Raw genomic sequence first — 24,896 nt, 5'->3', positions numbered from 1 at the left:
GATAAAGGGTTAATTTCCCTCCAAAAGACCTAAATCGATATATTTTAGTCCATCAAAAGATAAGCATTTAGTCCTTAATTTACACTTTTTTGCAAATGGTACAGATTGGTGGGAAACGCGAGTTGTGGGGGGATGATAAATCTTTTATACTGGATGAGTGACTGCTCTTTGAAGAGGGGGATGAACGTGAAGGGAAAGATTGCCCTCATAACGGGAAGTGCCAAAGGTCTTGGTAAAATGACGGCCCTCAGTCTTGCAGATCAAGGGTGCCATATTGCCCTGAATTACGTACATAGCCGTACGGAAGCTGAGGCATTAAAGGCTCAGATCATAGCCAAGGGTGTGCGCTGTATTGCCGTCCAGGCCGATATTTCCAAGACAGAAGAGATCACCATGCTGGTTGCTCAGGTTGAAGAGAGATTGGGCAGCATTGATATTCTGGTGAACAACGCGGGTCCATTTGTCCGTGAACGTCGACGGTTTGCCGAGTATTCGGAAGATGAGGTTCAGATGCTTGTGCAAGGAAACCTGCTTGGACCGATGCTGTTGGACCAGCGTGTATTGCCAGAGATGCGACGTAAGCAGTGGGGACGAATTATACATTTTGGCTTCAGTCATGCAGGAGAAGCGAGGTCATGGCCCCATCGGGCGGTTTACGCAGCTGCGAAGGTAGGTCTGGTTTCATTTACAAAGACACTTGCAGTGGAGGAAGCTCCTTACGGCATCACAGTTAATATGGTATGTCCGGGGGATATCCGCGGTGCCAACAAAGAGAAAACAATTGATGAGATGGCTGGCATAGCCGACGGGGAAACGCCTAGAGGGCGTCCTGGAAGCGGTGAAGATATTGCGCGAGTGATCACCTATCTGTGCCTGGATCATTCCGATTTTATAACAGGCAATATTATGGATGTATCTGGAGGACTTGATCCGATCCGTCCCAATATACAGCGTGAGGATGGCGAAGTGCGGACTTAGGCGTGAAATGCAAGGATAAGGCATGATCAGGTTCGATGAAAAAAGGGACTGCCTTCATTTGCACAAAAAAAGAGCCCTCCGCTTCATGCGAAGCGAAGGCTCTTGAGGTTTATTTCGTGAAGGATTGATTAGAATACTTGTACGACTTCTTCGACACCTTCAACTTCTTCAAGAAGGGCGCGTTCAATCCCGGCTTTTAAGGTAATGGTGGAGCTTGGGCAGCTGCCGCAGGCACCGACCAGTTTCAGCTTAATGATGCCGTCCTCCACGTCGACCAGTTCCACGTCACCGCCATCGCGCTGCAGGAACGGACGAAGTTTGTCAAGCACATCAGATACCTCATCGTACATGGTGCTTTGTGCGTTTTCGCTCATTTTTTTCAACTCCTTTCCTTACTATATTATATTACAAATGGCCATAAATTAAAATGGTCAAACAAAGCAGGTGAACCTACATGAGACCGATTATTGAATTTTGTGCCAATAATATGCATTTTGGTACAGATGAAGTCATGGATCAACTGGAAGAAAATCCAGACTATGATGTGATAGAATACGGCTGCCTCAGCAATTGCGGCCAATGTTACATGACTCCATTTGCATTGGTGAATGGCGAGCTTGTCATTACCGACAAAGTGGAGGATTTATATAACGCCATCCTGGCCAAAATTGCCGAAGCCGATGCGTGGGATGAGCTGGATCTCGATTAACCGAGATGACGCTTGGACATCCAGAGCACGCCGCTTTTTAAAATACGTGGCACACGTCCCATCATGGACGTTTTGCCCATCAGCCCAAATCCAGCCTTCTTGCCAAGTGCACCGAGTGTGCCACGAAGCTTAAGCGGCTGCGGATTGGGCTTTTCACCTTTCCAGAGGGCATGCTGAATATGGGCGATTTGTTCACCCTGTACTTCGGCAGCCTGACCGCTTGGTGCATACGGCACGCTGGCGCAGTCACCTACCACATACACATCGGTATATTCGGGAATTTGATAATATTCGTTCAGGACGACACGGCCTTGCGGGTCCTTGGTTACATCGAGATCCTGTACGACTTTTACGGGCTGAATTCCGGCAGTCCAGACCACCGCATCCGTTAGAATTTCTTCATCCCGGTTGAAAATGGCATTCGGTTCAAGTCGGGAAATGGCGATATGTCCGCGTGTCTCGACCTGATGTTCGCCGAACCATTCATGAACATAAGCGGATAAACGTTGTGGAAATGCGGATAACACTCGTTCACCACGGTCCAGGATGCTGATGTTCAGATCCGGTCTGCTCTCACGAAGCTCGGCAGCAATCTCGACGCCGCTCAATCCACCGCCGACGATATGCACATTACCATAGGCTTTGACTTCGTTAAGACGAAGGTAGGTTTCCCGTGTTTTGCTGAAGCTTTGAATCGTACAGCTATATTCCTCAGCGCCGGGTGTATTGTGGAATCGGTCTGTACACCCAAGTCCAATCACGAGCTTGTCATATTCCAGCGGGTCCTGGCCTTCAAATTCAATCTGGCGCTGTTCCAGGTCGATCGAAGTGACTTCTCCGTAACGATAAGTGACTTTGTCACTGACGGGAAATTGGATACGCAGGTCATAATCGGACACAGTCCCTGCTGCGAGTGCGTAATATTCAGTTTTCAATCCTTGGAAGGGACTGCGGTCTACCAACACGATTTGTGTATCCGACGGGATCTTGCCTTCCAAAAGTTCTTTGATAATTGTGAGGCCACCGTAGCCGCCTCCTAGAATGACAAAATTTTTCATGACTCGGCTTCCTTTCTGCATCAGTCCCGCGTGAACGGGGCTGTAACCTGTGGAGCAGCTATGCAATAACATAGCTGCTCCTTTTTTAATGTAGATTTGAATGGATTGAAAATTGGCATTTAAAATTACAGATATGTTTCAATAGTATGCACCATTCCACGCCAAACGCTCCCAAATAGAATGAAAGTCGCTTATGGGAATGATGCTTGTCATTAGCTATTCGTACACTTGAATTTCATTGTAGAACGTATCGCGTTCCACAGGAATGCGCCCAGCACCCTTAATTAGCCATATGAGCTCTTTGCGTGTGAGTCCTTCAGGCGTAAGTGCGCCTGCTGCATGACTAATTCGTTCGCGAACGATCGTGCCGTGTGCATCCGAAGCACCGAATCCAAGGGCGACTTGAGTCAGCTGTGGACCGATGTTGATGAAGTAGGCTTTGATATGATCGATGTTGTCCAGCATCAGGCGGCTGATTGCAATCGTTTTGAGATCCTCGTACGCTGAGTTACGACGCATGATGCTGGCGTTTTTGCTTTTTGGCTGCATGGAAAGCGGGATAAAGACCATGAAACCGTTGGTTTCATCCTGCAGCTCACGAATCTGTACCATATGATTTACGCGGTCTTCATAGGATTCAATGGATCCATAAAGCATGGTGGTATGCGTACGCATGCCCAGATGATGAGCAGTACGGTGCACTTCCAGATAGCGATCAACGTTCGCTTTGTCTACACGCATTTTTTTGCGGTATTCATCGGACAAGATCTCGGCGCCGCCGCCAGTCAGTGATTTCAGACCTGCTTTTTGCAGTTCCTGTAATACTTCCTTGATGCTCAGTCCGCTGATCCGGGTGAAGAAATCAATCTCGGCTGCCGTGTATGCCTTCAGCGTAACGTCAGGATATTTCTCGTTTAAAGCACGCAAGGAATCGACATAATATTGAAAAGGAACATGGTTATTATGTCCGCCTACAATATGGAACTCTCGTACACCTGGGTGAATATGCTGTTCTACGTAATCAATCATTTCCTGACCGGACAACGTGTAAGAACCATCTTCGCCCTGGTCTTTGCGGAAATTACAGAAAGCACAGTGGGCTTCGCATACGTTGGTAAAATACAGGCTCATGTTTTCAATAAAATACACTTTCTTGCCATTCTTCCGCAGGTTGACCTCATTAGCCAGTTGGCCCAAAGTCAGCAGATCATCTGTTTCATACAGATAAACGCCGTCTTCAACACTCAGCCTTACGCCGTTCTGCACTTTCTCCACGATTTCAGCCATTCTTTTGTCTGTGAACGGTGTTACCAATGTAGACATGTTGTATCCTCCTGTTCTTTGCCGGATTCGAGTTGGCGTGTAGGACCTGCTACAGAACCACATAGAAAAGATGCGGACATCAGCCGCCTCTCATATGAACTAACTCTTCATTACCCGGTGCAGCGTGTGCTGCGTACGTAAAACTAATTTTTTCATTAAAATGAGTCTTACGACTCTATATGCATTGGGGACTGCATGCAGTCTCGAAATGTGAAAAAAATTACAACTCCATATATGACCATCACCTGAATAAGTCATGACAAAATATCGACATTTCAAGGCGATCACCTACTCATTATAAACCTCGTGTCCCGGGGGTTCAATACACTGGGAAGAAAAAGGAGTTCAGGGGGAACGCGGAAACAGGCAAACATGACTTGAGGCCCTTGACGGGGTGGAGTATAATTTAAAGAAGAGTTAACGAAAGGTTGTTCAAAAAGTACGCTTTTGATTACGAAGGATGCCTAGCGGCATCTCAGCGTCGAATATGGGATTCAGCCGAAATGTCCGTTGCTCACGTAGTTTTGCCTACGCTCCGCTACTCCATTTCTATCTTCATCCCATCTTCTTGGTACTGAAAAGCGCCCTTTTTGAACATGATTTTATATGAAAAAGGAGAGTGACCTGGCATGATTAACATCAGCGAAACAGCGGCTGACAGATTGAAAGAAATGCTTGCACAGCAAGAGACACCTGGTATGTTCTTGCGTCTTGGCGTAGCACCGGGCGGTTGTACCGGCTTTTCGTACGCCATGGGCTTTGACGATAAAGAATCCGATGATGATCTCTATATGGATATTCAGGATATGAAGGTAGTTGTGGAGAAGGAAAACCTGAAATATCTGAATGGCCTCGAAATTGATTTTGAAGAATCCGGCATGTCCGGCGGTTTCACCATTCACAACCCGAATGCAGTGGCAACATGCGGCTGCGGCTCATCCTTCCGTACGAAGGAAGAAGCAGGTGTACCTGATAAGGATTGTTAAGATTGTAGATTACGACCTTCATAACGGATTAGTCTTGTGCTAATCATGTTATGGAGGTTTTTTTGTTGAATGGATACTATTTCCAACTTTCGTATTGACATTTTGTTACATCCGAAGTTATATTGTTTTTGTGCAAACGTTTGCGCAATATAAAAAGCACGGAAATGAACGGTGGTAAACACAAGAATAGGCGATGATGCCAGAGAGGAGGTAAGGCAGGAAAACGTTCGGGAACAGGATTGAACAATACTCAAGCCGTCACTCCGTGAACTAAACGTCTGAATCAGACGGCTTCATATCGAGGGAGGTAGGGAATGAAGTTAGCAGGACGGATAGGTGCATTTCTTTTGACGTTGCCGCTCATTTTTTCTTTGCAGACTACAATTGCTTTTGCAGAAATTTCCGCTTCTCATGTATATCATAATCATATGCCGAATTTTTGGGCTTACTATGATACTTCCAAATATGCATCGGCTCCGGTAGGAACTCCAATTCGATACACGTATGATGGTCAGGTTATTCAATTGAAAAATAGTCCCCCTGCCGGATATTCTTACTATTTGCCCAGCGGGGCACCGATGCCGCATGACGATCTCGTCTCATACTATACTCATCACGCCAAAACCGGAGCTTATTTGTCCTGGCCCTGGCAAGTAGCTGGCGATCTGAAGAACAACCATCCTGCCGCTGGAATGCAGGTTACGATGTCAGGCTCGCTGCTTAACAACGTGGACAGCTTTATGTATACCAATAATGTAAACGGTTACAACAACAAAAACTGGGGTTCACCCTGGAAGAGTGCCTACGATAACCTCAAAACCGTCAATGGTGAACGAACGATGGACCTCATTCATTTCTCAGGTCACCATTCCATGGGGCCCCTGGCTGGAAACGAATATTTGCTCAAGGATCTTATCTATCAAAATGCAGTAATGGCGCAGCCCTTTTTCTTAGGGGATTCGTTTAAATCCTCCAAAGGATTTTTTCCCACCGAGCTGGGTTTCTCGGAACGGATTATTCCAGTACTCGACAAGCTCGGGATTGAATGGTCGGTGATTGGCAACAATCATTTTTCGCGTACCCTGCAAGATTATCCTCTGTTGAACGATCCCGGAAAGGATACGATGGTATCGCCGCCAAATCGTGCCGATCTGCAGAATACCAGCGATGTGGGTTCGTGGGTATCGTCTCCGATGTTTAACGAGAAGCAGGTGGTATACAACAAATATCCTTTTGCCTCCACACCGCACTGGGTTCGATACGTCAATCCTGACACGGGTACAGAGAAACGTGTCGTTGGAATTCCTGTCGCTCAGGCTGAATCATGGGAGGAAGGTTATCAGGGCTCGGTCAAAGCCGATGCACTTAAACCGTTCGAAGGCATGGTGGACCAGAAGCAGTTTTTTGTCATCGCACATGACGGAGATAACTCCTCTGGTCGCGCTGGTTCGGAGGATACGTGGCGTAATGCAGGTAATGTGACTTATTCCCAGCAGGGAGTAAAAGGGGAAAGCATCAACGAATATTTGCGTACGAATACCCCGAAAACTAATGACGTTGTACACGTGCAAGACGGATCGTGGATCGATACACGCGACTCGTCGTCCGATCCGACGTGGTATCATTGGCGTCTGCCTTTTGGCATCTGGAAAGGCCAGTTTGATGCATTTAACAAGGCAACCGGTCTTAATCTGGAGCCGAAAAAAAATCTGGACGGCGTCGCGGAAGGCATGACGGTGTCGTTCGAGTATGGATATCATTATCTGGAGCGCAATTTTGCGCTAGAGCAGGCTGCACTCAATTATGCAAAGACGGCTGAGCAGATCTGGCTGGACAGCCATCCGAATTACTGGAAGCCGACAACAGCGCTTGATCGTGAGATTACGTATGAAGGCAATCAGCTTAATCCATGGATGATGGCTTACCCGGTAAAAGGGGACCCGGCGAACGATTATAAAGACGGAGCCAATCCGGCTGAGCTTAGTTGGTATTTTTTACTGCCAGCGCTGGACTCCGGATTTGGTTATTACGATGAAAACGTGGATGATGGCGTAAAGCCGACACTGTCGTTCAATCAATCTTTATTCTTTTCCAAGCCCTATGTAAACACCCAACTGGCAAAGGATCGTACGGGCCCATCGGTCTGGTGGCCTCAGCGTTATCCGTATAATCCCGGCAGTGCCAACGTCAGCAAGGCGGAAGGATGGACGCTCCATTATTTTGACAATACCTTTGGCATTTACACCTATGCCTATGATGCAAACGGAATTAGTGATATCAAAGTGAAGGTGCGTACGCATCGTGACAAACGGGCTGATGCCAAGGACAACACGTTCCGAGTGTATGATCCTGTAGATCTCAAGGCGAAGGGGGTAGCTAATATTGACCCAGCCAAGGTCAGCACCTGGAAGGAATACCCGATGAATAAGCGCGACTTGAAACCGGATATCAACGGTGTTGCCTGGCAGCCAAGCAGTACGGATATGTTCAAACGGGTACCTGCTCAGGAAATCGGTGACCTGTATTATACGTATTTTGACGAATTCCAGGATCAAATGGTCGATTATTATATTGAAGCGGTCGATGCCAATGGCAATGTTACCCGGAGTGACATTCAGACCGTCTATGTAGGTACAGGCAAATATACCAAAGATGCATCCGGAAAAATGGTGGAGGACGCCAATGGCACCATCAAAGGTACACATCCGTTCCTGGTCGTAGACCGTACACCACCAGAAACACCGACGGATGTGAAGACAGTGGGGGTCACGGACCGGAGTGTTACATTGGAATGGAGCGAATCATCTGATGACGTTGGGGTGGAAGGTTATGACATTTACCGCGATGGTACCCAGGTGGGGAGTTCCAAGACAGCAAGTTATACGGACACCGGGCTCCAACCAGAAACCGAGTATGGGTATACGATCAAGGCAAAGGACAAGGCGAATAATAGTTCTGCCGCGAGCGCCCCTTTGAAGGTGACGACGCTGGGGGCAGATACACAACCGCCAACGGCACCTGTAAATGTGAAAGTCAAGGGAATGACTGCTTCGTCCGTGACACTTGAATGGACAGCCAGCAGCGACAATTACGGCGTGGCACGATATGACATTTACCGGAATGGCAGCAAGGTAGGAGAAAGTGTGAAGCTATCGTTCACGGATGAATCTCTCACTCCTGCCACCAGCTACAGCTATACGGTGAAGGCGGTGGACGCTGCGGGCAACATGTCTCCAGACAGTGCACTCGTGACGGTGGAGACGGAAGAGGGCAACATCGTTACCATTTATTACAAGCAGGGATATACGAATCCATATATTCATTATCGCCCGACAGGCGGGGCATGGACAACTTCTCCCGGTGTGAAGATGTCTGCGGCGGAAATGCCGGGTTACAACAAAATGACGATTGATGCAGGTGCGGCTTCCGGTTTGGAAGCGGTATTTAATAATGGCAGTGGTACATGGGATAACAACGGCGGAAAAAATTATCAGTTTCCTCTGGGCGTCAGTACGTACAGCGCAGGAAAAATCACCGAAGGTGCCCCCGTAGTGGATGTAACCGCACCAAGTGTGCCATCCGGATTAGCGGAAACATCCAAAGCGGCGGACCGTATCACGCTGACATGGGAAGCTTCATCCGATGATGTTGGTGTAGCCGGATATGAAATTTTCCGTGACGGAACGAAGGTGGGTACAAGTACAACGCCTGGTTACACGGACAGCGGCCTGAAGCCTTCAACCACTTACAGCTATACGCTCAAAGCCTATGATGCAGCGAACAACAAATCTGCCGCCAGTACCGAACTTGCGGTAACGACGGACGCTGTCCCGGACAGCAACAGTGTGACCATCTATTACAAGCAGGGATATACAAGTCCGAATATTCATTACCGTCCGACGGGCGGAACGTGGACGACACCTCCTGGCGTGGTGATGCCAGCGGCAGAAATGCCGGGTTACAACAAGATCACCATTGATGTAGGTACGGCAACCGGTCTGGAGGCCGTATTTAACAACGGCAGCGGTACGTGGGACAACAACGGAGGGAAAAACTATCAGTTCCCGCTGGGGGTTAGCACGTACAGTGCGGGAGCCATTTCACCAGGTGCCCCTACCGGGGGGCAGACTGCTCTGGAGATGGGGAAGCGAGAGGATTTACTCTCGACTTCCCATAGGCAAGTTACATTACAGGCAATACAGCGAAAGAGCGCGTGACGGTGTAAGTATAGTTTTGATTTTCGGTCATACCTTGGACCCCTGTTCATCTTTTGGGATGACAGGGGTTTATCGTGGTAGTTGACAAGATATATTGTAACCATTATAGTTACAACATAGAGTTTGAATTTACAAATCAAAGGAGAGATTATGATGAGAATTGGAATTATTGGTGCAACAGGCAAAGCGGGACAGTTGATCTTGAAAGAAGCTGCGGACAGAGGACATGAGGTTACAGCCATTGTTCGAAATGCATCCAAGGTGGAGGATAAGAGCCTGAATGTGCTCGAGAAAGATGTATTCGATCTTACAGGCGAAGATGTCAAATCATTCGACGTAATCGTCAATGCGTTCGGTGCACCGGCAGGTAAAGAAAACCTGCATGTTGAAGTGGGACAGGCCTTGATCAATGTCCTGAAGGACGCCCCTAATACACGTCTGATCGTTGTGGGTGGAGCGGGCAGTCTGTTCACAGATGAAACCAAAACCTTGCGCATTGTGGACTCCCCAGGATTCCCTGATGCTTACAAAGCAACAGCGACCAACCAAGGGCAAAACCTGCAGGATCTGCAAGCATCCTCCGGTATTCAATGGACGTTCCTGAGCCCGGCTGGTTTCTTTAACCCGGAAGGCGTGCGTACAGGAAAATACCAATCGGGCAAGGATGTCATTCTGGTCAACAGTGAAGGCAACAGCTACATCAGCTATGCGGACTATGCTATTGCATTGGTGGACGAGATCGAGAATCCTCAGCACAAAAACGAGCGCTTTACAGTTGTTGGCGAAGCAAAGTAATTGATTTAACAGAATATAAACAGATAAACGGACGCTAATCACGATGGGATTAGCGTCCGTTTTGTAATGGCGATGGCGTTATGGGTTGTGTTCCATAATCCGGGTTACGCTGGACATATACGTCACCTAATGAGGTGCAACGTCATGTGTAATCGTGTTATCTATGGATTCAGCCGAATCCATACTTTCAGCACCATCCATGACCTCAACAAGTCCTACAGCTAACGTCGTGACTGCCGCAGCGGCAACCAGATGTTTTGCCCCAAGTTTTACTCTCTCCATATCTTCTTCTTGCAAACCAACGACAACATCTTTACCACCTTTATACACATACTTCGCGGATACCGCTACACCTTTCGCTGTATTGGTAAAGGCTCCTCCGATATCGGCAAGTCCCGCGTCTAATGTTGCATCGTCTTTTCTGATCATACCACTGGCCATATCATAGGTTCCGCTAGCAAGTTGTCCTACCGTTTTCCCTGTGTTAATCGTAGCTTTCTCTACGCCATCACCAATTTCTTTAATGAATGGGCTCCCTGCAAGTTCACCAGCCACTCTGACGGTGCCGCCCAGTACTTTGCCAGTAACTTCACCAGCAAACTGGCCGAGTTCTTTTAAAAATCCCATACGTTTCCCCACCTTCTGGAATAAGGTTATGCATGTGCTGCCTGAATATTATCTTATTATCTTATTATCTTATTATATAAGCGAATATACTATTTACGTCCAAGTTCATCTAAGCGTTCCAAATTAACAAGATACCAATCCAACGAATCGATCTAACTAAACTAACTAACCGCTCCAGCCTAGCTTACTCCAACTCCCCAAAAAGGCGCTGCACCCGAATTGGAGCAGCGCCTTTTACCTTACCCACCCGTGTGACTTAACACGTTTTGAAGTGTCTCATAACCAGCCAACGTAGTGGAGGGGACGGAATCGATTCTGAAGAAGCGAAGCGTTCGCGTTTGTCAGCGGATTTTCCCCGCAATAGGGGAATTCAAAAAATCCGGGGACAATCAGCGATCGAAAGAACGATCCGTACCCGTAACGTCCACCCGCTGCTCCCCAACACACTTCCCCTCCGTGTTTAGTCAATAAATCCTTCCAAAATGACTGTTGGCATCATATTTGACTGCCATGCGCCTTTGCCGTAGCCACCATTGTACCCTGGTGTAGCCTGAGGTTCCCAGTAGAATACACCTTTACCTTTGCCATTCGGCAGATTGCGAATTTGGTTTTTCATCGCCGCCACAAAGCTTTTGCCAGCCGCTGCCTGGTTATTGTCCATGCCAATTTCGGATATGATGATCTCTTTGCCATACCGGTTAATTAGATCCTTGGCATTGTTTACCGTATTGGTTACCGCCGTATTCCAGCCGGAAGCGGAAGGGTAGAGGGACATGGCGATCATGTCAAAGTTGGCACCATTATTGATCAGACCACCGATATTCCATACGTAGAGGGCGTTATCGTCTCCACCGGCCAGGTGAACAATCGTTTTGGTGTTGGTGCTGATGGACTTCACGGCATTATGGCCTGTGTTCACCAGCCACGCATAATTTTTCATGTTGGTGGATGCTTTGCCATCTTCCCATAACATGCCGTTGCTTGTTTCGTTACCGATTTGCACCCAATCCGGGGTTACGCCTTTGCTCTGCATGGCCGTCATGACTTCACGCGTGTGATTCCACACGGCATCCATCAGCTGCTGGAACGTATAATTTTTCCAGGCTGCAGGTTTGGTTTGTTGACCCGGATCAGCCCAGGAATCACTGTAGTGCAGTGTCAGCATGACACTCATCCCTGCATTCTTGGCACGTTGTGCCAGCACAGCAGCACGATCTTTATTCATGTAACCGTTACCATAATCATTCGAAGGATTAACAAACACACGAATACGAACCGAGTTGATCTGATAATCTTTTTTCAGAATATCGATAATATCACGCTGTACACCGTTCTTGTCTTTCCATTTGTAACCTTGCGCTTCCATTCCGGGAACCCAACTGATATCGGCTCCTTTGGCGAAGCTGGGTGCTGCACTGGCTTGCTGGCCTGCAGGCAGCATAATGGAGGTGAATAACAAAACAAAGACCAAAGCAATGGATGTTTTGAAACCCCTTACATTTTTGAGCATTACAATATGCCTCCTCGAATATGGGTTGAGTTGCAACCTAATTATATCGGGCATCCTTTGCTCAACTACAGGGTCCATTTCCAATATTTTGGTTGTTTTTTCAACCTCTCCCGAAAAAAGACAAAACAAAAAGCCGTCCGAAGACGGCTTTTCTACCCGTGGCGCTTTTTGAAACCTTGATCCGTATCCCGCGCCTCCACCAGACTCAGTTAATTTGAGCTAGTGGATCGGGTAAGGGACACGTTCAACATGTCATTAGAAATGTTGACGCACCTCCTTTCCTTGTGGCAAGAGTATACAACACCTTGTTTCGGAAAGCTAGTCTTTTTTTCGTATTAACACAACATTATTTTTCGGTCTGGAACATCGTAACATCCCGGTCATAATGACTCTTCGTACCGTTATCGTTGCGAATACGCACGCTATCTTCGCTGATCCGCTCCACGATGCCGCGACCTACCTCGCAGTATACGCCAGCCGGATCTTCCTGCCATGCGGTTACCGTACATTGGGATAGGGCAGCTGTGAAAAATTCTATATTTTTTTGTAACGTTCTAGGTTTATTGGATTTCATTATATACTCCTTTAACAAATACAATTTTGGAATGAAAACAGGAAATGAACCATTTTACACTGTACATCACTTTACTCTGTCTACTTCTCTTTGTAAAGGGATGGAAAAAGTTATCGTCATAAGGTATCATTTACATAAATTTTACATAGTATTTACACTGCGATGACGCTTGTAGCTGATTACGAATAGTACAATTACAGGAGAACATCTAACCAAGGATAGATACGCAACACATTCGGAGGCCATACATGCATAGAGATGTCAAAACAGGGAACTACGTTAACCGTGATTTAAGTTGGGTGGAATTCAATCGACGTGTGCTTCAGGAGGCGCAAGATCCAACAACACCTCTGCTGGAACGCATGAGGTTTCTTGGCATTGTCGCCAGTAATCTGGACGAGTTTGTAAGTGTAAGGGTAGCGGAGACAAAAGAGAAGATCAAGGCCGGATTCACACAAAAAGATTTTACGGGGTACACGCCTTCCGGTCTGTACCGCAGGTTGATTAAACGTACCGGGGCCATGGTCGCCGAGCAATATAAAACCTATCGGGAACTAATTCGCCTGCTCGCCAAGAAAGGCGTGAATTTTCAGGAATATACGGATCTTAATGTGACCCAGCAGCGTGCAATGGACCAGTATTTTCATGAGATCATTTTTCCAGTATTAACACCGATGGCTATCGATTCAAGCCGGCCATTTCCACTGGTACACAATAAATCTGTGTATCTGTCGGTGATGCTGCAGAAGGAAGGAGAGCAGGAGGACGAGCCGTTTTTGGCTATTGTTCAGGTGCCTTCCAATCTGCCGCGGGTGGTGCAGGTGCCCCTTCGGGCGAATAGTAAAAAGAAAACGTTCATTCTGATCGAGGACCTCATCAAACATCATATTCATACTCTCTTCAGCGGGTACGTTCCGCTGGCTGTACAGGAATTCCGCGTGACCCGGAATGCGGATCTTTCCATTAATGAAGAGGAAGCCGAAGATCTGCTTGAAGCTATTGAGAAGGAACTGCGCCGCAGACGCCGGGGAGCGCCGGTACGACTGGAAATATGCAAGGATTTTCGCTCGGACGCATTGCTTGAGCTGCAGGAAGAGTTCGATATTCAGGACCCCGTGTACGAAATCGATGGACCGCTGGATCTAAGTTTTCTGGCTGGATTTGTAGACAGTCTGGAAGGTTTCACTCATCTGAAATATACTCCCGTGCAGCCGGTATACCCGCTGGAATTCCTTCCACGCGAGAGCCACTTTGAACTACTGCGCAAACGCGACGTGCTGGTTCATCATCCGTACGAGTCGTTCGAACCGGTAACGGATTTTATTCTTGAGGCTTCAGAAGATCCACGCGTGATGGCGATCAAAATGACGTTATATCGAGTGAACGGCGACTCGCGTCTGATTCCTGCACTGGCGCATGCGGCAGAGAGCGGCAAACAGGTGACGGTAGTTGTTGAATTGAAAGCCCGTTTTGATGAAGAACGGAACATTGCTTGGGCCCGTACGCTGGAGAAGGCAGGCTGTCACGTGGTGTATGGATTGGTTGGATTAAAGACGCATGCCAAGATTATTCTGGTCGTACGCAGGGAACAGAGTGGTCTGAGAAGGTACGTGCATGTCGGAACAGGTAACTATAATGAAAGTACGGCCAAAGTATACACCGACGTGGGACTGTTTACCTCCAATCCCATCATTGGCGAGGATGCATCGGAATTGTTCAATGAGATTACCGGTTATTCAGGACCCAAAGCGTTGCAGGCCTTTCGGGTGGCTCCAGATGGCATGAAGGATGAATTGTTCTCACTCATTCGCCGGGAGACGGAACATGCCCTGAAGGGAAGACGGTCCCGGATCATTGCCAAAATCAATTCTTTATCCCATCAGGACATCATTGATGAATTATATCTGGCCTCTCAGGCTGGTGTGCAGATTGACCTGATTGTGCGAGGCGTGTGCTGTTTGCGTCCTGGTGTAGAGGGACTGAGTGAGAATATTCGGGTAATTAGCATCGTAGACCGGTTCCTGGAACACTCCAGACTGTTTTATTTTGAAAATAACGGCAATCCGGATGTGTATCTGTCCAGCGCAGACTGGATGACCCGCAACTTGAAGCGGAGAATTGAACTAATGTGTCCGGTATTTGACCCGGAACTGAAGAAGATGCTGGTTGACATTTTGAATCTGTCACTTATGGATAATGTGAAGGCAAGAGAGCTCATGCCTGGCGGCAATTATGTATTTGTACAAAATGAAAAACCCCCGCTGAGAAGTCAGACGGAGGCGCTCGGCATTATTCCTTGGAAGCCTGCTGAATGGAGTGCGATAACTTAACTCCCCAGGCTTCCTGCAAATCTTTCACGGCCTCCTCGAGGCTGCTCAGTTCCAGTAACGGCTCGCCTGTACAGATGAATTGCATCTGCAGCGAGTCGTTTTCTTTTGCTGCCTGTATGGCGACGATACGTTCAGACCGACTAATGGCTTCAGCGACGCGCAGCAGAGAGCCCAAGCGATGCGCATGTCGTTCATCTGAATCCTTCAGAATGTCCCTGTGCTTATGAAGCAGCTGGGGCGTTCTCTTTTTGGGATGATAATCAGCTGCAATAGCGCTCAAAATGGTCTCTCGATGAGACAGTCCATAGATGCTGGCATTCATGATCCAGTAGGCCGAGTGCTGTGGATACCGGAAATAGTTAATCTGTTTTCCAGCCATATGCAGCATGGAAGAAGCGTACAGAATTCGGGCATCTGCCGGATCAGGGGTGCTGCCCTGTAGCGCAGTATACATCGTGATTGTGTCCTGATGAACCCGGTGCAGACGGTTCTCCGGGATCGGCGGGCCAAAATGGATGAAGTTGCGAATGCTGTCCTTCAATGCGTCTGGAACCACAGGCTGACCTTCAGCCATGAGATCTCGCAACAAACCGTCGCGTAAGCCCGCTCCACTCACAACATACCGATCACCCTGGATCATTCGAAAGACCGTCCGCAGAATCAATACACCCGGAACAATAATATCGGCACGATCCTTGGCTAGTCCGGGGACTTTCTTGCGCTGTGCCGAGGTTAGATGTGGCAGAGAAAGAGCGATATTTTCCATGGCTTCCCCACTTATCTCATAATGATGTGTCACAGGCAAGGAGTACTGGGTTCTTTTCTGTTCCACTTTGGCCAGTGTACGCATGGTGCCACCAAGCCCTATGAGAGGCAGGCCCGGATGCTGCCTTATCCACTCCTGTTCACTTAATGCCTCAATAACCTCATTGCAAAGTGCAGTAGCATTAGCTTCAGACCATTGATCTTCCCTCCCATAACGGGCATATGAATTAACGGCGCCAATAGGAAGTGAAATACTGTGCAGTCTTTTACGATCACGGAATACAGTGATTTCGGTACTTCCCCCGCCAATATCCACGACAAAACCGTCCGCCAGATCAATCGATTGTGTAACGCCAAGGAAACCGTAATAGGCTTCCTGATCGCCGGATACACGTTCAACCTGAAGTCCCGTCTCCGTTTCGAGCCAACGTATAATTTCGAGGGCATTGCCTGCATTTCGAATTGCTGCAGTAGCTGCAGCCCGGATGAGCTTGGTGTGATAAGCTTCGCAGGTAGCCTTGAATTGCCGCAAAATGGTAATGGCTTTATCCAGTGAATGTCTCAGGATGGTGCCGTCTTGTTCAACGACATTGCTCAGACGAGCGGCATATTTGTCTTCATGAATGATGCGATAAGCTCCGTCATGGTCCATTTCATAAATGACAAGACGGATGGAGTTGGAGCCGATGTCAATGATTCCAAGTGTTTCATTATGTGTCATAAGCATCTCCTTCTACAGAGGTTGATCTACCCTACCCGAAGTGAAGCAAGGCAGCCATGGCTTCCGGCGAACCCGGAGGCGTGGAGGAGAAGGGCGTGGTGAGCATTACTACAATGATGAAGACGATGAAACAGGCAAATATAATGCAGCTTGCGGCAAACCCGCGATTACGTTTTTTGATAAAAAGCCGGATACCTGTAACAAAGAGAAGTACCGTGACAGCTACCAGAACGATCGACATTGCAACATAAGCTACGCCATACAGTGATTTGAAAAATGCTTCCATTTGTTCTGAACGCTCCTTAGATCCTCAATTTAAGCCTTTCCATACCATTCTTTAGTAGCATACGACAGTTTGATGCGTTTGAAAAGCAAACCGGGCGCATGCTCCGACCTTGGGACACGCTTCTAGACGATCTCCACGGAAAAGGGGCCCTCGCCTTGGACAGACATCCAAGAAAGCACGACTCCTGTTGAGTATGTATAAGGAAGGACCAATGTTCAGGAAAGGAGATTAACCCATGTCGAGACAGCTTGCAAGCAAATGGCTGAAGACAGCAGCGCTGATGAAATATCCGGTAGCGGCTGTCCATATTCCACAGACGATGGCATTTAATTCAAGAAATCTGCTGAACATGCTTAACCGCTATGGAATGGTATATATCAAACCGGTTGTCGGAGGTGGCGGTTACGGTGTCATCAGAGTGTCCGCAAGCGGAGCAACGTATCGGTACACTCATATGATGATAACTCGTTCTTTTACCAGCTACAACCAGATGTATCGCTCCCTGATCCGTGTAAAAGCCAGACGAAAATACCTGATTCAGCAAGGTGTTCATCTTGCGACGATTCACGGCAGACCAGTCGATTACAGAGTCAAAGTTGTCAAAACAGAAAGAGGATGGGTGTTCCGTTCCCTAGTAGGAAGACTGGCTCGCCCGGGACTATGTGTGACGAATCTTAGCAAGGGAGGCACAATGCTTTCCGGCAGGAGAGCACTCGGGATGTCGCTGCCCCATATTTCCGGAAGACACAAACGCCGGGAGATGCGTTCACTTACACTCAGCTGCACACAAATTATGGAAAGACAATTTCCGGGGGTAGGGCAGCTTGGTTTCGATTACGGGCTGGATCATTCAGGCAAGATCTGGATTCTGGAAGTGAACACCAGACCTCAATGAAAATGGTGAAAAAAGTTAAAAAAAACCAAATGAAATCCGATAGTAAAATAGAGGGAAACTAGATGGAAAACGTTTGGAAATGAAGAAGTGCGGGTAATTTACTCGCAGGCAAGTCTTAAAACTATGAATTTGTTCTAAAAAAAATACTCTGATAAACGTTCTGTTTGATAAGATACGGTCCTGTGTATAAATACTGTCCACAATATCCCCGTTGATCAATCAACATTTTTACCATTTATCAACAAACTATACACAGGATTTCCACAAAACGTTGTGGATAACAAGAACGCTTGTTCTCTTTATAAATCTCTGATATGATAGTTTTGAGGAAAAAAAAGGAAAGGTTGTGGCGGGAAATGGCTATGTTATCCGATGAGATGTTATTGGATTCCTACCATAAGGCGATTGAGTTGAATCTCGAACGAGATTTCATCGCACTGCTGTTGGCAGAAATCCATAAGCGCAAACTGGGTACCGACGTATCTGCCATTCTTCACTAGAGATCCTCATTGCAGGCAATGTTACAGGTTTCCGGACATGTCCCATAGATGGACAGGCCATAGCGTGCTTGTCTGGCAGTGGTGACAGAACATCATATGATTGCAAACGTTTTCGGCTTTGTCTGCCGTGTCAGAGGAAGTTTGAAATACGTAGGGGCTGTATGGTCCGGTGTAATCGTCCATTTTGCCGCATTCTGACAGTCCCTGAAGGCAGTGGGGACAAGCCTGCTCCGGTACAACCAGACCGTTACACAGCGGGCATATATAAGACAAGGGTATCCCTCCTGATGTTGGATTCATTCAGGAGTAAGATACCCTTTTTTGTGTCTTTTATATTCTATATGATCCATAAGGAATTAGCGCTTCATGTTACTGCTGTGTCCCGGAGATAACTTGGCGTCTGGGTCAAAGTAAACCTTGGCATTGTTGACTGCGGTTGGTGCCTCACCGAATCCGACAGCAATCAGTTTCAGCTTGCCTGGATAGGTTGTAATATCTCCTGCAGCATAGATACCGGGAATCGATGTTTCCATGCGGGAATCGACCACAATGGAGTTGCTGTCGATCTCAATGCCCCACTCTGCGATGGGTCCCAAGGAAGATACGAAGCCAAAATTGACAATGACATCATCGACTTCAATTTCCTGTGTTTCTTTAGTTTTGACGTGAGCCAAAGTAACCTTGGTAATGCTGTGTTCCCCATGAAGTTCCGTGATTTCGGTAGGTGTAACCACGTTCACTTTGGAATTCATCAGGTTTTCGACACTGTGCTCATGGGCACGGAATTTGTCGCGGCGATGAATTAGCGTTACCTGCTCAGCGATCGGCTCAAGCATAAGCGCCCAGTCTACAGCGGAGTCGCCGCCACCGCTGATGAGTACTTTTTTGCCGGCAAAGGCGTTCAGATCACTGATGAAGTAGTGCAGATTGGTTTTTTCAAATTTGGCTGCACCTTCAAGCTCCAGACGACGGGGTTCGAATGCACCCACACCCGCAGTGATGATTACGGCTTTGGCATGGTATTCATTCACATCGGTTTTTACGACGAAATGACGTTCTTCTAGTTTCTCTACGGACACAACCTTTTCTTCCAGGCGGATGTTCGGGTTAAAATGATTCATTTGCTCTACCAGGTTATTCACCAGTTCCTGAGCGGTAACTTTCGGGAACCCGGCAACATCATAGATGTATTTCTCAGGATAGAGGGCGGCAAGTTGTCCACCAAGTTGTGGCATACTCTCAACCAAAGTAACGGATGCCTGGCGCATCCCTCCGTAAAATGCGGCGAACAGGCCCGCAGGGCCGCCACCAATAATAAGCAAATCGGTCATGTCATGACCGGCAGTTTGTGCAGTCAAAAATCAACAACACCTTTCTTATTTTAATAGGTAGTTAACAGAAATAGTGGAGCCAGGCACATAGAGTAACCCGCATTTGTTGCTGAACTGTCTTTCTCATTATAAACGGTGTAAACTGGGTTGCAAAGTTGGTAGTTTGATGAATCTGGGAACAATAGATGAAGATCGGGTGAGAATAGGATGAAATTGGAAATGAAAGGTTATGAAAAATAACAAAAAAAACCTTGATCTTTGCCAGAAATACAGATATCCTTGACCTGTACTATGTGTTTTTTTGTCTAATTTAGCTCCAATTTGTAATGTGAAGACAATTCCCGCGTTTTGTTGAATCTTGTGTATAATTTCACAACTTTAACCGATAACTTGCATGCAAAAAGTTCAAATAAATTCGCGAAGTTAACATTTGTCGTCATAATGGATAAGACCTCATCAATATGGGTAAGTAAGAGCCTTTTTACAACAAAACAATCGAACGGCTGATGCGAGCGAAACCGGAAGGGGTATAGACATGAGCAGTATTCCCAAAATCGTCATCCTCGGCGCGGGCTATGGCGGGATTCTGACAGCCCAGCGGCTGCAGAAAGAATTGAATTATAACGAAGCCGATGTCACATTGGTGAACCGGCATGATTATCATTATATCACCACACATCTACATATGCCGGCAGCTGGCACAGATACCATTGAACATGCAAGGGTTCCCATTTCGAAGCTGATTGACGAATTCAAGATTGATCTGGTCAAGTCTTCGGTGAAAGAGATTCGCCTGCAGGATCGGAAGATTATTCTGGAGGACGGCACGTTATCTTATGATTATCTGATCATTGGGCTGGGTGGAGAACCGGAGACCTTCGGTATTCCTGGCATGCTTGACCATGCGATGACCATTCGCAGCATTAACTCGGTCAGACGGATTCGTGAACATATCGAATATCAATTTGCCATGTACAAAAACGATAATAAGCGTAACCGCATTCGTTTTGTTGTGGGTGGCGCGGGCTTTAGTGGTGTCGAATTCGTGGCTGAACTTGCAGATCGAATTCCTCAGCTCTGCAAGGAATTCGATGTGAATCCGAAAAATGTGCACATTTATAATGTGGAAGCTGCACCTTCAGCCCTGCCGGGTTTTGATCCGGAGCTGGTAGAACATGCGATGAACGTGTTGAAGAAAAAAGGGGTTACTTTCAAAATCGGTGTTCCGATTAAGCAATGTTTGCCAGATGGGGTCATTGTGGGTGAAGGAGAAAAACTGGATGCAGCAACGGTCGTATGGACCGGTGGTATTCGGGGTAACGCTTTGCTTGAACAAGCTGGCCTTGAAGTAATGCGTGGACGGGTGAAAGTCGATGAATATCTGCGTGCCCCAGGGCATGAGCATGTCTACGTCATCGGTGACAATTCACTGGTGTTTAACAACGAAGGGCGGCCTTATCCGCCAACCGCTCAGATCGCAATGCAGCAGGGTGTTAACTGTGCCAAAAACGTTGTCGCAGCCATCCGCAAGAAGCAGCCCGAGCCTTTTGAATTTACAAGTAAAGGTACGGTAGCCTCACTGGGGAAAGGTGAAGCTATCGCCGTCGTAGGAGGTAAGAAATACAAAGGATGGAAGGCAGCTCAGCTGAAGAAGCTGGTGGATCTCCGGTATTTGTTTATCATCGGTGGTATTCCCCTGGTACTGAAGAAAGGGCGGTTTTTTGGATGAGACATTGCAGTGTTCAGGTCAGAGGACTACTCACGCGCGAAGAACTGGATCGATACAATGCCCTGATGCAGGTTGGCGCTTATCTGGAGGAACAGGATCAGTATGATCTGGCTTATATTGTGCAGAAGGAAGTTGATATTCTCATTTTGCCAGCGATCGAGCGGCTTAAGGAGAAGGGACGTGACCGTGACCGGGCAACGGCCGAGTTTCTGGAGTCTCTGAAAGCGGTTGATGAAGAGGATCAGGACTAAGATTTAGAAGGATCACGTTCTTCGAATGCTCCCGGTTGATCCGTTCAAGACGATGTATTGAGTATAGGATAGATATAAAAAAAAGCACCGCTGACATTGACCTTTACAGGAGATGTCCGGTGCTTTATTTGCTATTTGTTCCTACAGCTTAAGCATGTCTTCCAGTGTTTCTTCATTCAGCAGGCTTCCCACATAGAAAGAGCCGAATTCGCCATAACGGGCACTGACTTCGTCAAAGCGCATCTCGTATACGAGCTTCTTGAATTGAAGTGCATCATCCGCAAACAGCGTAACGCCCCATTCCCAGTCGTCGAAACCAACGGAGCCAGTAATGATCTGTTTCACTTTACCAGCATAACTGCGACCGATCATGCCATGGCTGCGCATCATCGAGCGGCGCTCATCCATGGAGAGCATGTACCAGTTGTCGTTCAGCTCGCGTTTTTTGTTCATCGGGTAGAAACAGATATATTGTCGCTGTGGCAGGACCGGCTTGAGACGGGCGATGATTTCCGGGTTCTGCATAGGGTCTTCGCCTTCTTTGCCCAAATAGTTACTCAGTTCCACTACGCTGACGTAAGAATACGATTTGGTCGTGTACTGGGCAAACATCGTTTTGTTGAAGGCATTCTCAACGGCCTTCAGATCTTCCAGCGTTTCACGCAGATGCATCATGACAAGGTCAGCTTTTTGGCCTACGACCGTATACACGACTGTGCTCCCTTGGGATGAATTCTCGACTTCCTTCCATTCTTTCCAGAATTCCTCCAGCTCGTCCAGTGCTACGGCACGTTCCTCATCATCGGCAGCTTTCCAGGCGGCCCAGTTAATCGAGCGGAAGTCATGCAGGGCGTACCAGCCCTCCAGTGTTGATGCGGCTTCGTTCATGAATTGTATTCCTCCTGCAGGGTATATTTCCAAATCCCGGTAAGGGACGGTTGAATGCGTTATCGTCTTTATTGTATCCCAACAGGAAGCAGAAGGGCAAATGAACAGAGGGCAATTATAGGGGAATTTGTCCAGAAAGTTCGTTGCTTCGCCACATTTTTTGCGGTACACTATCTACTATCCATAGTATGAGAAACCGAGTCAGTGAAAGAAGAGGTGAACGTCACCCGATGCAGTTCATACCTGTGCTGGTATTGATGGTATTATTTTTTGTTATGATGTTTGGTATCGGTTTCATTCTGAATATGCTGATGAAGACAACCTGGTTTCCTTCCTATCTGTTCATCATCGTCATTCTGCCTGTCGTCGTATATTCCCTGTGGGATCATACGGCATCGCTGATGTCACATTTGGGATCTTTCCATATTGTAGACTATATGACAGGCATAGCTGGACTGGCAGGAGCAATCATTAGTGGCTGGACCATTCGCAAACTTCGTCTGGGTGGATACAAAATGTTTTAATTGGCCGGCAAAAGAAGTTTTCGCTGACCGCAATATTCCTGTAAAGGTCTTGCCTTTGTCGTAAACGCTTACGAATGCAAAGGGAAGGCTTTTTTGGCGTGCATCCAAATCTTGCGTATTATGTTGGGGCTAAGCCTCATATACATATGGATAACATTTCTCCATATCTCCACTTGTTTTCTAAGGCTGTAGCTTTTATAGTAATCTAGCAACTCTGCGAAAACGTGAATGCTGTCGACCTAGGACGAAACGGAGCGAGAACAGGTTCGTTTTTTACCTGTTTTTGAACATTTGAGGATCAGACATTTATGATAGAATAGATAAACAACCTTTTCGGGAGAAGGAGATCAAGCTATGCGCATGACCAATATGCACCATTATACTGAACATCATCGCTACTGCGTATACAGGGAGTTTGGACTTAGTGCCCTGGATGACCGTATGCTTACCGGAGCGTATCAGCCCATGGTAGGTGCCTTTGCGGTTGGCTTGTATCGACTGCTTTTTCAGCATCTTCCAGGTGAACAGGTCGGTTACTCGGCGCTTGAGCAGCAACGGAGGCTGTTCATGACACTTGGACTTGAGCCAAGCGAGAAAGGACGAAAGTATTTGGTGGAGCAGGCCTCCAAGCTGGAGGCTGTGGGACTGCTTCAGACGGCAAGGCTGTATATTCCGGAAAATGATGATTACATCTATGAATATGAGCTGCAGCCGCCGCTCTCTCCGGCAGAATTTTTCCGCACACAGCATTTGACACTGCTGCTTCGTGACAAGATCGGCAAGTTCGCCGTACTTTCACTACGTTCCGGTTTTTCAGCCATAGAGAGCGGTGAAGCACCTTACCCGGCAGCTAATAAAGAGAATATTTCTGTTCCTTTTTACGATATATTTGAATTGAACACCCATGTCATTGATTACGAACTCGAGCAGGCATTGTCGGAAGTGTCGACTTCGGCCCAGCGCAGCGGAACAACGGGTGCAGCCGAGGAGAACAGCTTGAATTATGCCGACATTATCTTGCGTTTTCCGCGTGAGTCGGTCAATCGTCGTCATGTAGAACAGCTGCGGTTCGATCATGAGCAGCTCGGCATTGTGAATTATGTGGTGAACAAGTTCAATCTCAGCGTACAGGATGTATGTCGTTTGTTGGATGAGGATGATATCTTCAACCCACAGGGGCAGCTCGTGCTGGATGAACTTCAACACAAGGCAAGCCTGCAGTTCAGACAGACCAAGAAGCGACATGAACAGCAGACGGTACAGGCAGCGAAGGTTGTGGCTCTAAGACAGCATATGGAGGAACCTGAGCGGAAAGAGGATTCTGGTGAACCACCAGTCGAACACGTCGTGCAGATGGAATACTACGTCGAAGTGCCTCCGCAATTTTCGACCAAGTGTGATATTCATCAATACAACATGATGCTGCGCAATGAGCCTTACACACGACTGCTTCAAACGTTCTTCCCTGGAGCCGTACCGGACAACCTGGTGGACATTTTTGAGAAAATCGATCTCAGCTACAAATTGCCTGGTGAAGTGATTAATGTGCTGATTCATTATTTGATGGCATTGCTTGTATCCGGCGGTGAGCAAAGAATTAACCGCAACTTCGTTGAGGCCATTGCCTCCAACATGCTGCTTAAGCAGGTGAACTCCTATGAGAAGGCGGTACAATATATTCGCGACCAAGCCAAGGTCAAAGGCAAACAAGCTGCTGGTGCAGCTGGAACCCGTTCCCGTACATACGGCAAAGGAACCAAAGCCAAACCCGAAATTCCGATTGTACAAGACATAGGCGCCGAAGGTAATGCAGTATCCGAAGAAGAGTTCGAAGAGATGATGAGGTTTGCCCAGCAGATGCAGGCGAGTAAACAAAAGGGAACTTCATAACTTTCATAA

Annotated in this window: 23 protein-coding genes; 12 read left to right on the top strand and 11 right to left on the bottom strand. The window is 47.4% G+C overall.

All coding sequences use genetic code 11. The features are described 5' to 3' along the window. The first annotated feature begins 186 nt into the window (after positions 1–186). Complete coding sequence (locus tag ACFTRD_RS27630) at positions 187–978, top strand: SDR family oxidoreductase (RefSeq protein ID WP_192270635.1); 792 nt, start codon at positions 187–189, stop codon at positions 976–978. 128 nt (positions 979–1,106) lie between these two features. Here ACFTRD_RS27630 and ACFTRD_RS27625 read toward each other — a convergent pair whose 3' ends face one another. Beyond that, a complete protein-coding gene (locus tag ACFTRD_RS27625; protein ID WP_192270634.1) occupies positions 1,107–1,352 on the bottom strand; it encodes a NifU family protein in 246 nt (81 codons plus the stop codon). 80 nt (positions 1,353–1,432) lie between these two features. Between ACFTRD_RS27625 and ACFTRD_RS27620 the strand changes: the two genes are divergently transcribed. After that, on the top strand, positions 1,433–1,687 hold the full coding sequence (locus ACFTRD_RS27620; protein WP_063566116.1) for a YuzB family protein: 255 nt from the start codon (positions 1,433–1,435) through the stop codon (positions 1,685–1,687). Here the strand turns inward: ACFTRD_RS27620 and ACFTRD_RS27615 are convergent. Together ACFTRD_RS27615 and mqnE are read right to left on the bottom strand one after the other, a co-directional pair. Next, positions 1,684–2,745, bottom strand: a complete 1,062-nt coding sequence (locus ACFTRD_RS27615) for an NAD(P)/FAD-dependent oxidoreductase (protein ID WP_063566178.1) — start codon at positions 2,743–2,745, stop codon at positions 1,684–1,686. The two genes, ACFTRD_RS27620 and ACFTRD_RS27615, sit on opposite strands and share 4 nt — an antisense overlap. A gap of 216 nt (positions 2,746–2,961) precedes the next feature. Next, complete coding sequence (gene mqnE / locus ACFTRD_RS27610) at positions 2,962–4,068, bottom strand: aminofutalosine synthase MqnE (RefSeq protein WP_192270633.1); 1,107 nt, start codon at positions 4,066–4,068, stop codon at positions 2,962–2,964. Positions 4,069–4,697: 629 nt separating this feature from the next. Here mqnE and ACFTRD_RS27605 point away from each other — a divergent pair. The 3 genes from ACFTRD_RS27605 to ACFTRD_RS27595 all read left to right on the top strand — a co-directional run bounded on the left by ACFTRD_RS27605 (position 4,698) and on the right by ACFTRD_RS27595 (position 10,066). Beyond that, positions 4,698–5,054: a HesB/IscA family protein gene (locus ACFTRD_RS27605; RefSeq protein ID WP_062324086.1), complete on the top strand. Its 357-nt coding sequence runs from the start codon at positions 4,698–4,700 to the stop codon at positions 5,052–5,054. Positions 5,055–5,368: 314 nt separating this feature from the next. Further along, positions 5,369–9,271 carry a carbohydrate binding domain-containing protein gene (locus ACFTRD_RS27600; protein WP_379385621.1) on the top strand — a complete coding sequence of 1,301 codons (3,903 nt, stop codon included), beginning with the start codon at positions 5,369–5,371 and terminating at the stop codon, positions 9,269–9,271. Positions 9,272–9,424: 153 nt separating this feature from the next. After that, a complete protein-coding gene (locus ACFTRD_RS27595; RefSeq protein WP_379385736.1) occupies positions 9,425–10,066 on the top strand; it encodes an NAD(P)-dependent oxidoreductase in 642 nt (213 codons plus the stop codon). A 126-nt stretch (positions 10,067–10,192) separates the two neighbouring features. On the opposite strand, the gene ACFTRD_RS27590 is transcribed toward ACFTRD_RS27595, so the two are convergent. The 3 genes from ACFTRD_RS27590 to ACFTRD_RS27580 all read right to left on the bottom strand — a co-directional run bounded on the left by ACFTRD_RS27590 (position 10,193) and on the right by ACFTRD_RS27580 (position 12,777). Further along, complete coding sequence (locus tag ACFTRD_RS27590; protein ID WP_379385619.1) at positions 10,193–10,693, bottom strand: hypothetical protein; 501 nt, start codon at positions 10,691–10,693, stop codon at positions 10,193–10,195. A 460-nt stretch (positions 10,694–11,153) separates the two neighbouring features. After that, positions 11,154–12,134 (bottom strand): glycoside hydrolase family 53 protein, encoded by a 981-nt coding sequence (locus tag ACFTRD_RS27585; RefSeq protein WP_228469702.1) that lies wholly within the window; start codon positions 12,132–12,134, stop codon positions 11,154–11,156. Between the two features lie 415 nt (positions 12,135–12,549). Beyond that, positions 12,550–12,777 carry a hypothetical protein gene (locus ACFTRD_RS27580; protein ID WP_062324090.1) on the bottom strand — a complete coding sequence of 76 codons (228 nt, stop codon included), beginning with the start codon at positions 12,775–12,777 and terminating at the stop codon, positions 12,550–12,552. Positions 12,778–13,025: 248 nt separating this feature from the next. On the opposite strand from ACFTRD_RS27580, the gene ppk1 reads away from it, so the two are divergent. After that, positions 13,026–15,107: a polyphosphate kinase 1 gene (ppk1, locus tag ACFTRD_RS27575; protein WP_379385616.1), complete on the top strand. Its 2,082-nt coding sequence runs from the start codon at positions 13,026–13,028 to the stop codon at positions 15,105–15,107. Here ppk1 and ACFTRD_RS27570 read toward each other — a convergent pair. Then, the gene (locus ACFTRD_RS27570; protein WP_379385614.1) at positions 15,067–16,593 is read right to left on the bottom strand and encodes a Ppx/GppA phosphatase family protein; all 1,527 of its coding nucleotides are present in this window, start codon (positions 16,591–16,593) and stop codon (positions 15,067–15,069) included. The two genes, ppk1 and ACFTRD_RS27570, sit on opposite strands and share 41 nt — an antisense overlap. Before the next feature lie 31 nt (positions 16,594–16,624). Then, positions 16,625–16,879 carry a hypothetical protein gene (locus ACFTRD_RS27565; protein ID WP_062324093.1) on the bottom strand — a complete coding sequence of 85 codons (255 nt, stop codon included), beginning with the start codon at positions 16,877–16,879 and terminating at the stop codon, positions 16,625–16,627. 235 nt (positions 16,880–17,114) lie between these two features. Between ACFTRD_RS27565 and ACFTRD_RS27560 the strand changes: the two genes are divergently transcribed. Both ACFTRD_RS27560 and sda read left to right on the top strand, forming a co-directional pair. Then, complete coding sequence (locus ACFTRD_RS27560) at positions 17,115–17,774, top strand: YheC/YheD family protein (protein WP_379385611.1); 660 nt, start codon at positions 17,115–17,117, stop codon at positions 17,772–17,774. Between the two features lie 356 nt (positions 17,775–18,130). Then, on the top strand, positions 18,131–18,274 hold the full coding sequence (sda, locus tag ACFTRD_RS27555) for a sporulation histidine kinase inhibitor Sda (RefSeq protein WP_017692430.1): 144 nt from the start codon (positions 18,131–18,133) through the stop codon (positions 18,272–18,274). Positions 18,275–18,295: 21 nt separating this feature from the next. Here sda and ACFTRD_RS27550 read toward each other — a convergent pair whose 3' ends face one another. Next, positions 18,296–18,547 carry a hypothetical protein gene (locus tag ACFTRD_RS27550; protein ID WP_192270580.1) on the bottom strand — a complete coding sequence of 84 codons (252 nt, stop codon included), beginning with the start codon at positions 18,545–18,547 and terminating at the stop codon, positions 18,296–18,298. A gap of 83 nt (positions 18,548–18,630) precedes the next feature. After that, the gene (locus tag ACFTRD_RS27545; RefSeq protein WP_379385734.1) at positions 18,631–19,605 is read right to left on the bottom strand and encodes an NAD(P)/FAD-dependent oxidoreductase; all 975 of its coding nucleotides are present in this window, start codon (positions 19,603–19,605) and stop codon (positions 18,631–18,633) included. Positions 19,606–20,140: 535 nt separating this feature from the next. Here ACFTRD_RS27545 and ACFTRD_RS27540 point away from each other — a divergent pair. Then, on the top strand, positions 20,141–21,334 hold the full coding sequence (locus tag ACFTRD_RS27540) for an NAD(P)/FAD-dependent oxidoreductase (RefSeq protein WP_192270576.1): 1,194 nt from the start codon (positions 20,141–20,143) through the stop codon (positions 21,332–21,334). Beyond that, a complete protein-coding gene (locus ACFTRD_RS27535) occupies positions 21,331–21,585 on the top strand; it encodes a hypothetical protein (RefSeq protein ID WP_379385608.1) in 255 nt (84 codons plus the stop codon). The genes ACFTRD_RS27540 and ACFTRD_RS27535 overlap by 4 nt, the downstream gene beginning before the upstream one ends. Before the next feature lie 141 nt (positions 21,586–21,726). Here the strand turns inward: ACFTRD_RS27535 and hemQ are convergent, their stop codons facing one another. Beyond that, positions 21,727–22,473, bottom strand: a complete 747-nt coding sequence (gene hemQ / locus ACFTRD_RS27530) for a hydrogen peroxide-dependent heme synthase (protein ID WP_192270574.1) — start codon at positions 22,471–22,473, stop codon at positions 21,727–21,729. Between the two features lie 230 nt (positions 22,474–22,703). Here hemQ and ACFTRD_RS27525 point away from each other — a divergent pair, with 230 nt between their 5' ends. Then, complete coding sequence (locus ACFTRD_RS27525; protein WP_062324097.1) at positions 22,704–22,997, top strand: YuiB family protein; 294 nt, start codon at positions 22,704–22,706, stop codon at positions 22,995–22,997. A 354-nt stretch (positions 22,998–23,351) separates the two neighbouring features. After that, positions 23,352–24,887 carry a replication initiation and membrane attachment family protein gene (locus ACFTRD_RS27520; RefSeq protein ID WP_379385605.1) on the top strand — a complete coding sequence of 512 codons (1,536 nt, stop codon included), beginning with the start codon at positions 23,352–23,354 and terminating at the stop codon, positions 24,885–24,887. Positions 24,888–24,896 lie beyond the last annotated feature (9 nt).

Source organism: Paenibacillus sp. NPDC056933, from assembly GCF_042674385.1.
Taxonomy (GTDB): Bacteria; Bacillota; Bacilli; order Paenibacillales; family Paenibacillaceae; genus Paenibacillus.
The sequence above is the reverse complement of the archived record's forward strand: the minus strand, read 5'-3'. Positions and strand labels throughout refer to the sequence as shown.

Bases quoted from the DNA above. Each gene is read 5' to 3' on its own strand.
- ACFTRD_RS27625 (WP_192270634.1), bottom strand. From the start codon at position 1,352: ATGAGCGAAAACGCACAAAGCACCATGTACGATGAGGTATCTGATGTG.
- ACFTRD_RS27620 (WP_063566116.1), top strand. From the start codon at position 1,433: ATGAGACCGATTATTGAATTTTGTGCCAATAATATGCATTTTGGTACA.
- ACFTRD_RS27615 (WP_063566178.1), bottom strand. From the start codon at position 2,745: ATGAAAAATTTTGTCATTCTAGGAGGCGGCTACGGTGGCCTCACAATT.
- mqnE (WP_192270633.1), bottom strand. From the start codon at position 4,068: ATGTCTACATTGGTAACACCGTTCACAGACAAAAGAATGGCTGAAATC.
- ACFTRD_RS27605 (WP_062324086.1), top strand. From the start codon at position 4,698: ATGATTAACATCAGCGAAACAGCGGCTGACAGATTGAAAGAAATGCTT.
- ACFTRD_RS27600 (WP_379385621.1), top strand. From the start codon at position 5,369: ATGAAGTTAGCAGGACGGATAGGTGCATTTCTTTTGACGTTGCCGCTC.
- ACFTRD_RS27595 (WP_379385736.1), top strand. From the start codon at position 9,425: ATGAGAATTGGAATTATTGGTGCAACAGGCAAAGCGGGACAGTTGATC.
- ACFTRD_RS27590 (WP_379385619.1), bottom strand. From the start codon at position 10,693: ATGGGATTTTTAAAAGAACTCGGCCAGTTTGCTGGTGAAGTTACTGGC.
- ACFTRD_RS27585 (WP_228469702.1), bottom strand. From the start codon at position 12,134: ATGCTGCCTGCAGGCCAGCAAGCCAGTGCAGCACCCAGCTTCGCCAAA.
- ACFTRD_RS27580 (WP_062324090.1), bottom strand. From the start codon at position 12,777: ATGAAATCCAATAAACCTAGAACGTTACAAAAAAATATAGAATTTTTC.
- ppk1 (WP_379385616.1), top strand. From the start codon at position 13,026: ATGCATAGAGATGTCAAAACAGGGAACTACGTTAACCGTGATTTAAGT.
- ACFTRD_RS27570 (WP_379385614.1), bottom strand. From the start codon at position 16,593: ATGACACATAATGAAACACTTGGAATCATTGACATCGGCTCCAACTCC.
- ACFTRD_RS27565 (WP_062324093.1), bottom strand. From the start codon at position 16,879: ATGGAAGCATTTTTCAAATCACTGTATGGCGTAGCTTATGTTGCAATG.
- ACFTRD_RS27560 (WP_379385611.1), top strand. From the start codon at position 17,115: ATGTCGAGACAGCTTGCAAGCAAATGGCTGAAGACAGCAGCGCTGATG.
- sda (WP_017692430.1), top strand. From the start codon at position 18,131: ATGGCTATGTTATCCGATGAGATGTTATTGGATTCCTACCATAAGGCG.
- ACFTRD_RS27545 (WP_379385734.1), bottom strand. From the start codon at position 19,605: ATGACCGATTTGCTTATTATTGGTGGCGGCCCTGCGGGCCTGTTCGCC.
- ACFTRD_RS27540 (WP_192270576.1), top strand. From the start codon at position 20,141: ATGAGCAGTATTCCCAAAATCGTCATCCTCGGCGCGGGCTATGGCGGG.
- ACFTRD_RS27535 (WP_379385608.1), top strand. From the start codon at position 21,331: ATGAGACATTGCAGTGTTCAGGTCAGAGGACTACTCACGCGCGAAGAA.
- hemQ (WP_192270574.1), bottom strand. From the start codon at position 22,473: ATGAACGAAGCCGCATCAACACTGGAGGGCTGGTACGCCCTGCATGAC.
- ACFTRD_RS27525 (WP_062324097.1), top strand. From the start codon at position 22,704: ATGCAGTTCATACCTGTGCTGGTATTGATGGTATTATTTTTTGTTATG.
- ACFTRD_RS27520 (WP_379385605.1), top strand. From the start codon at position 23,352: ATGCGCATGACCAATATGCACCATTATACTGAACATCATCGCTACTGC.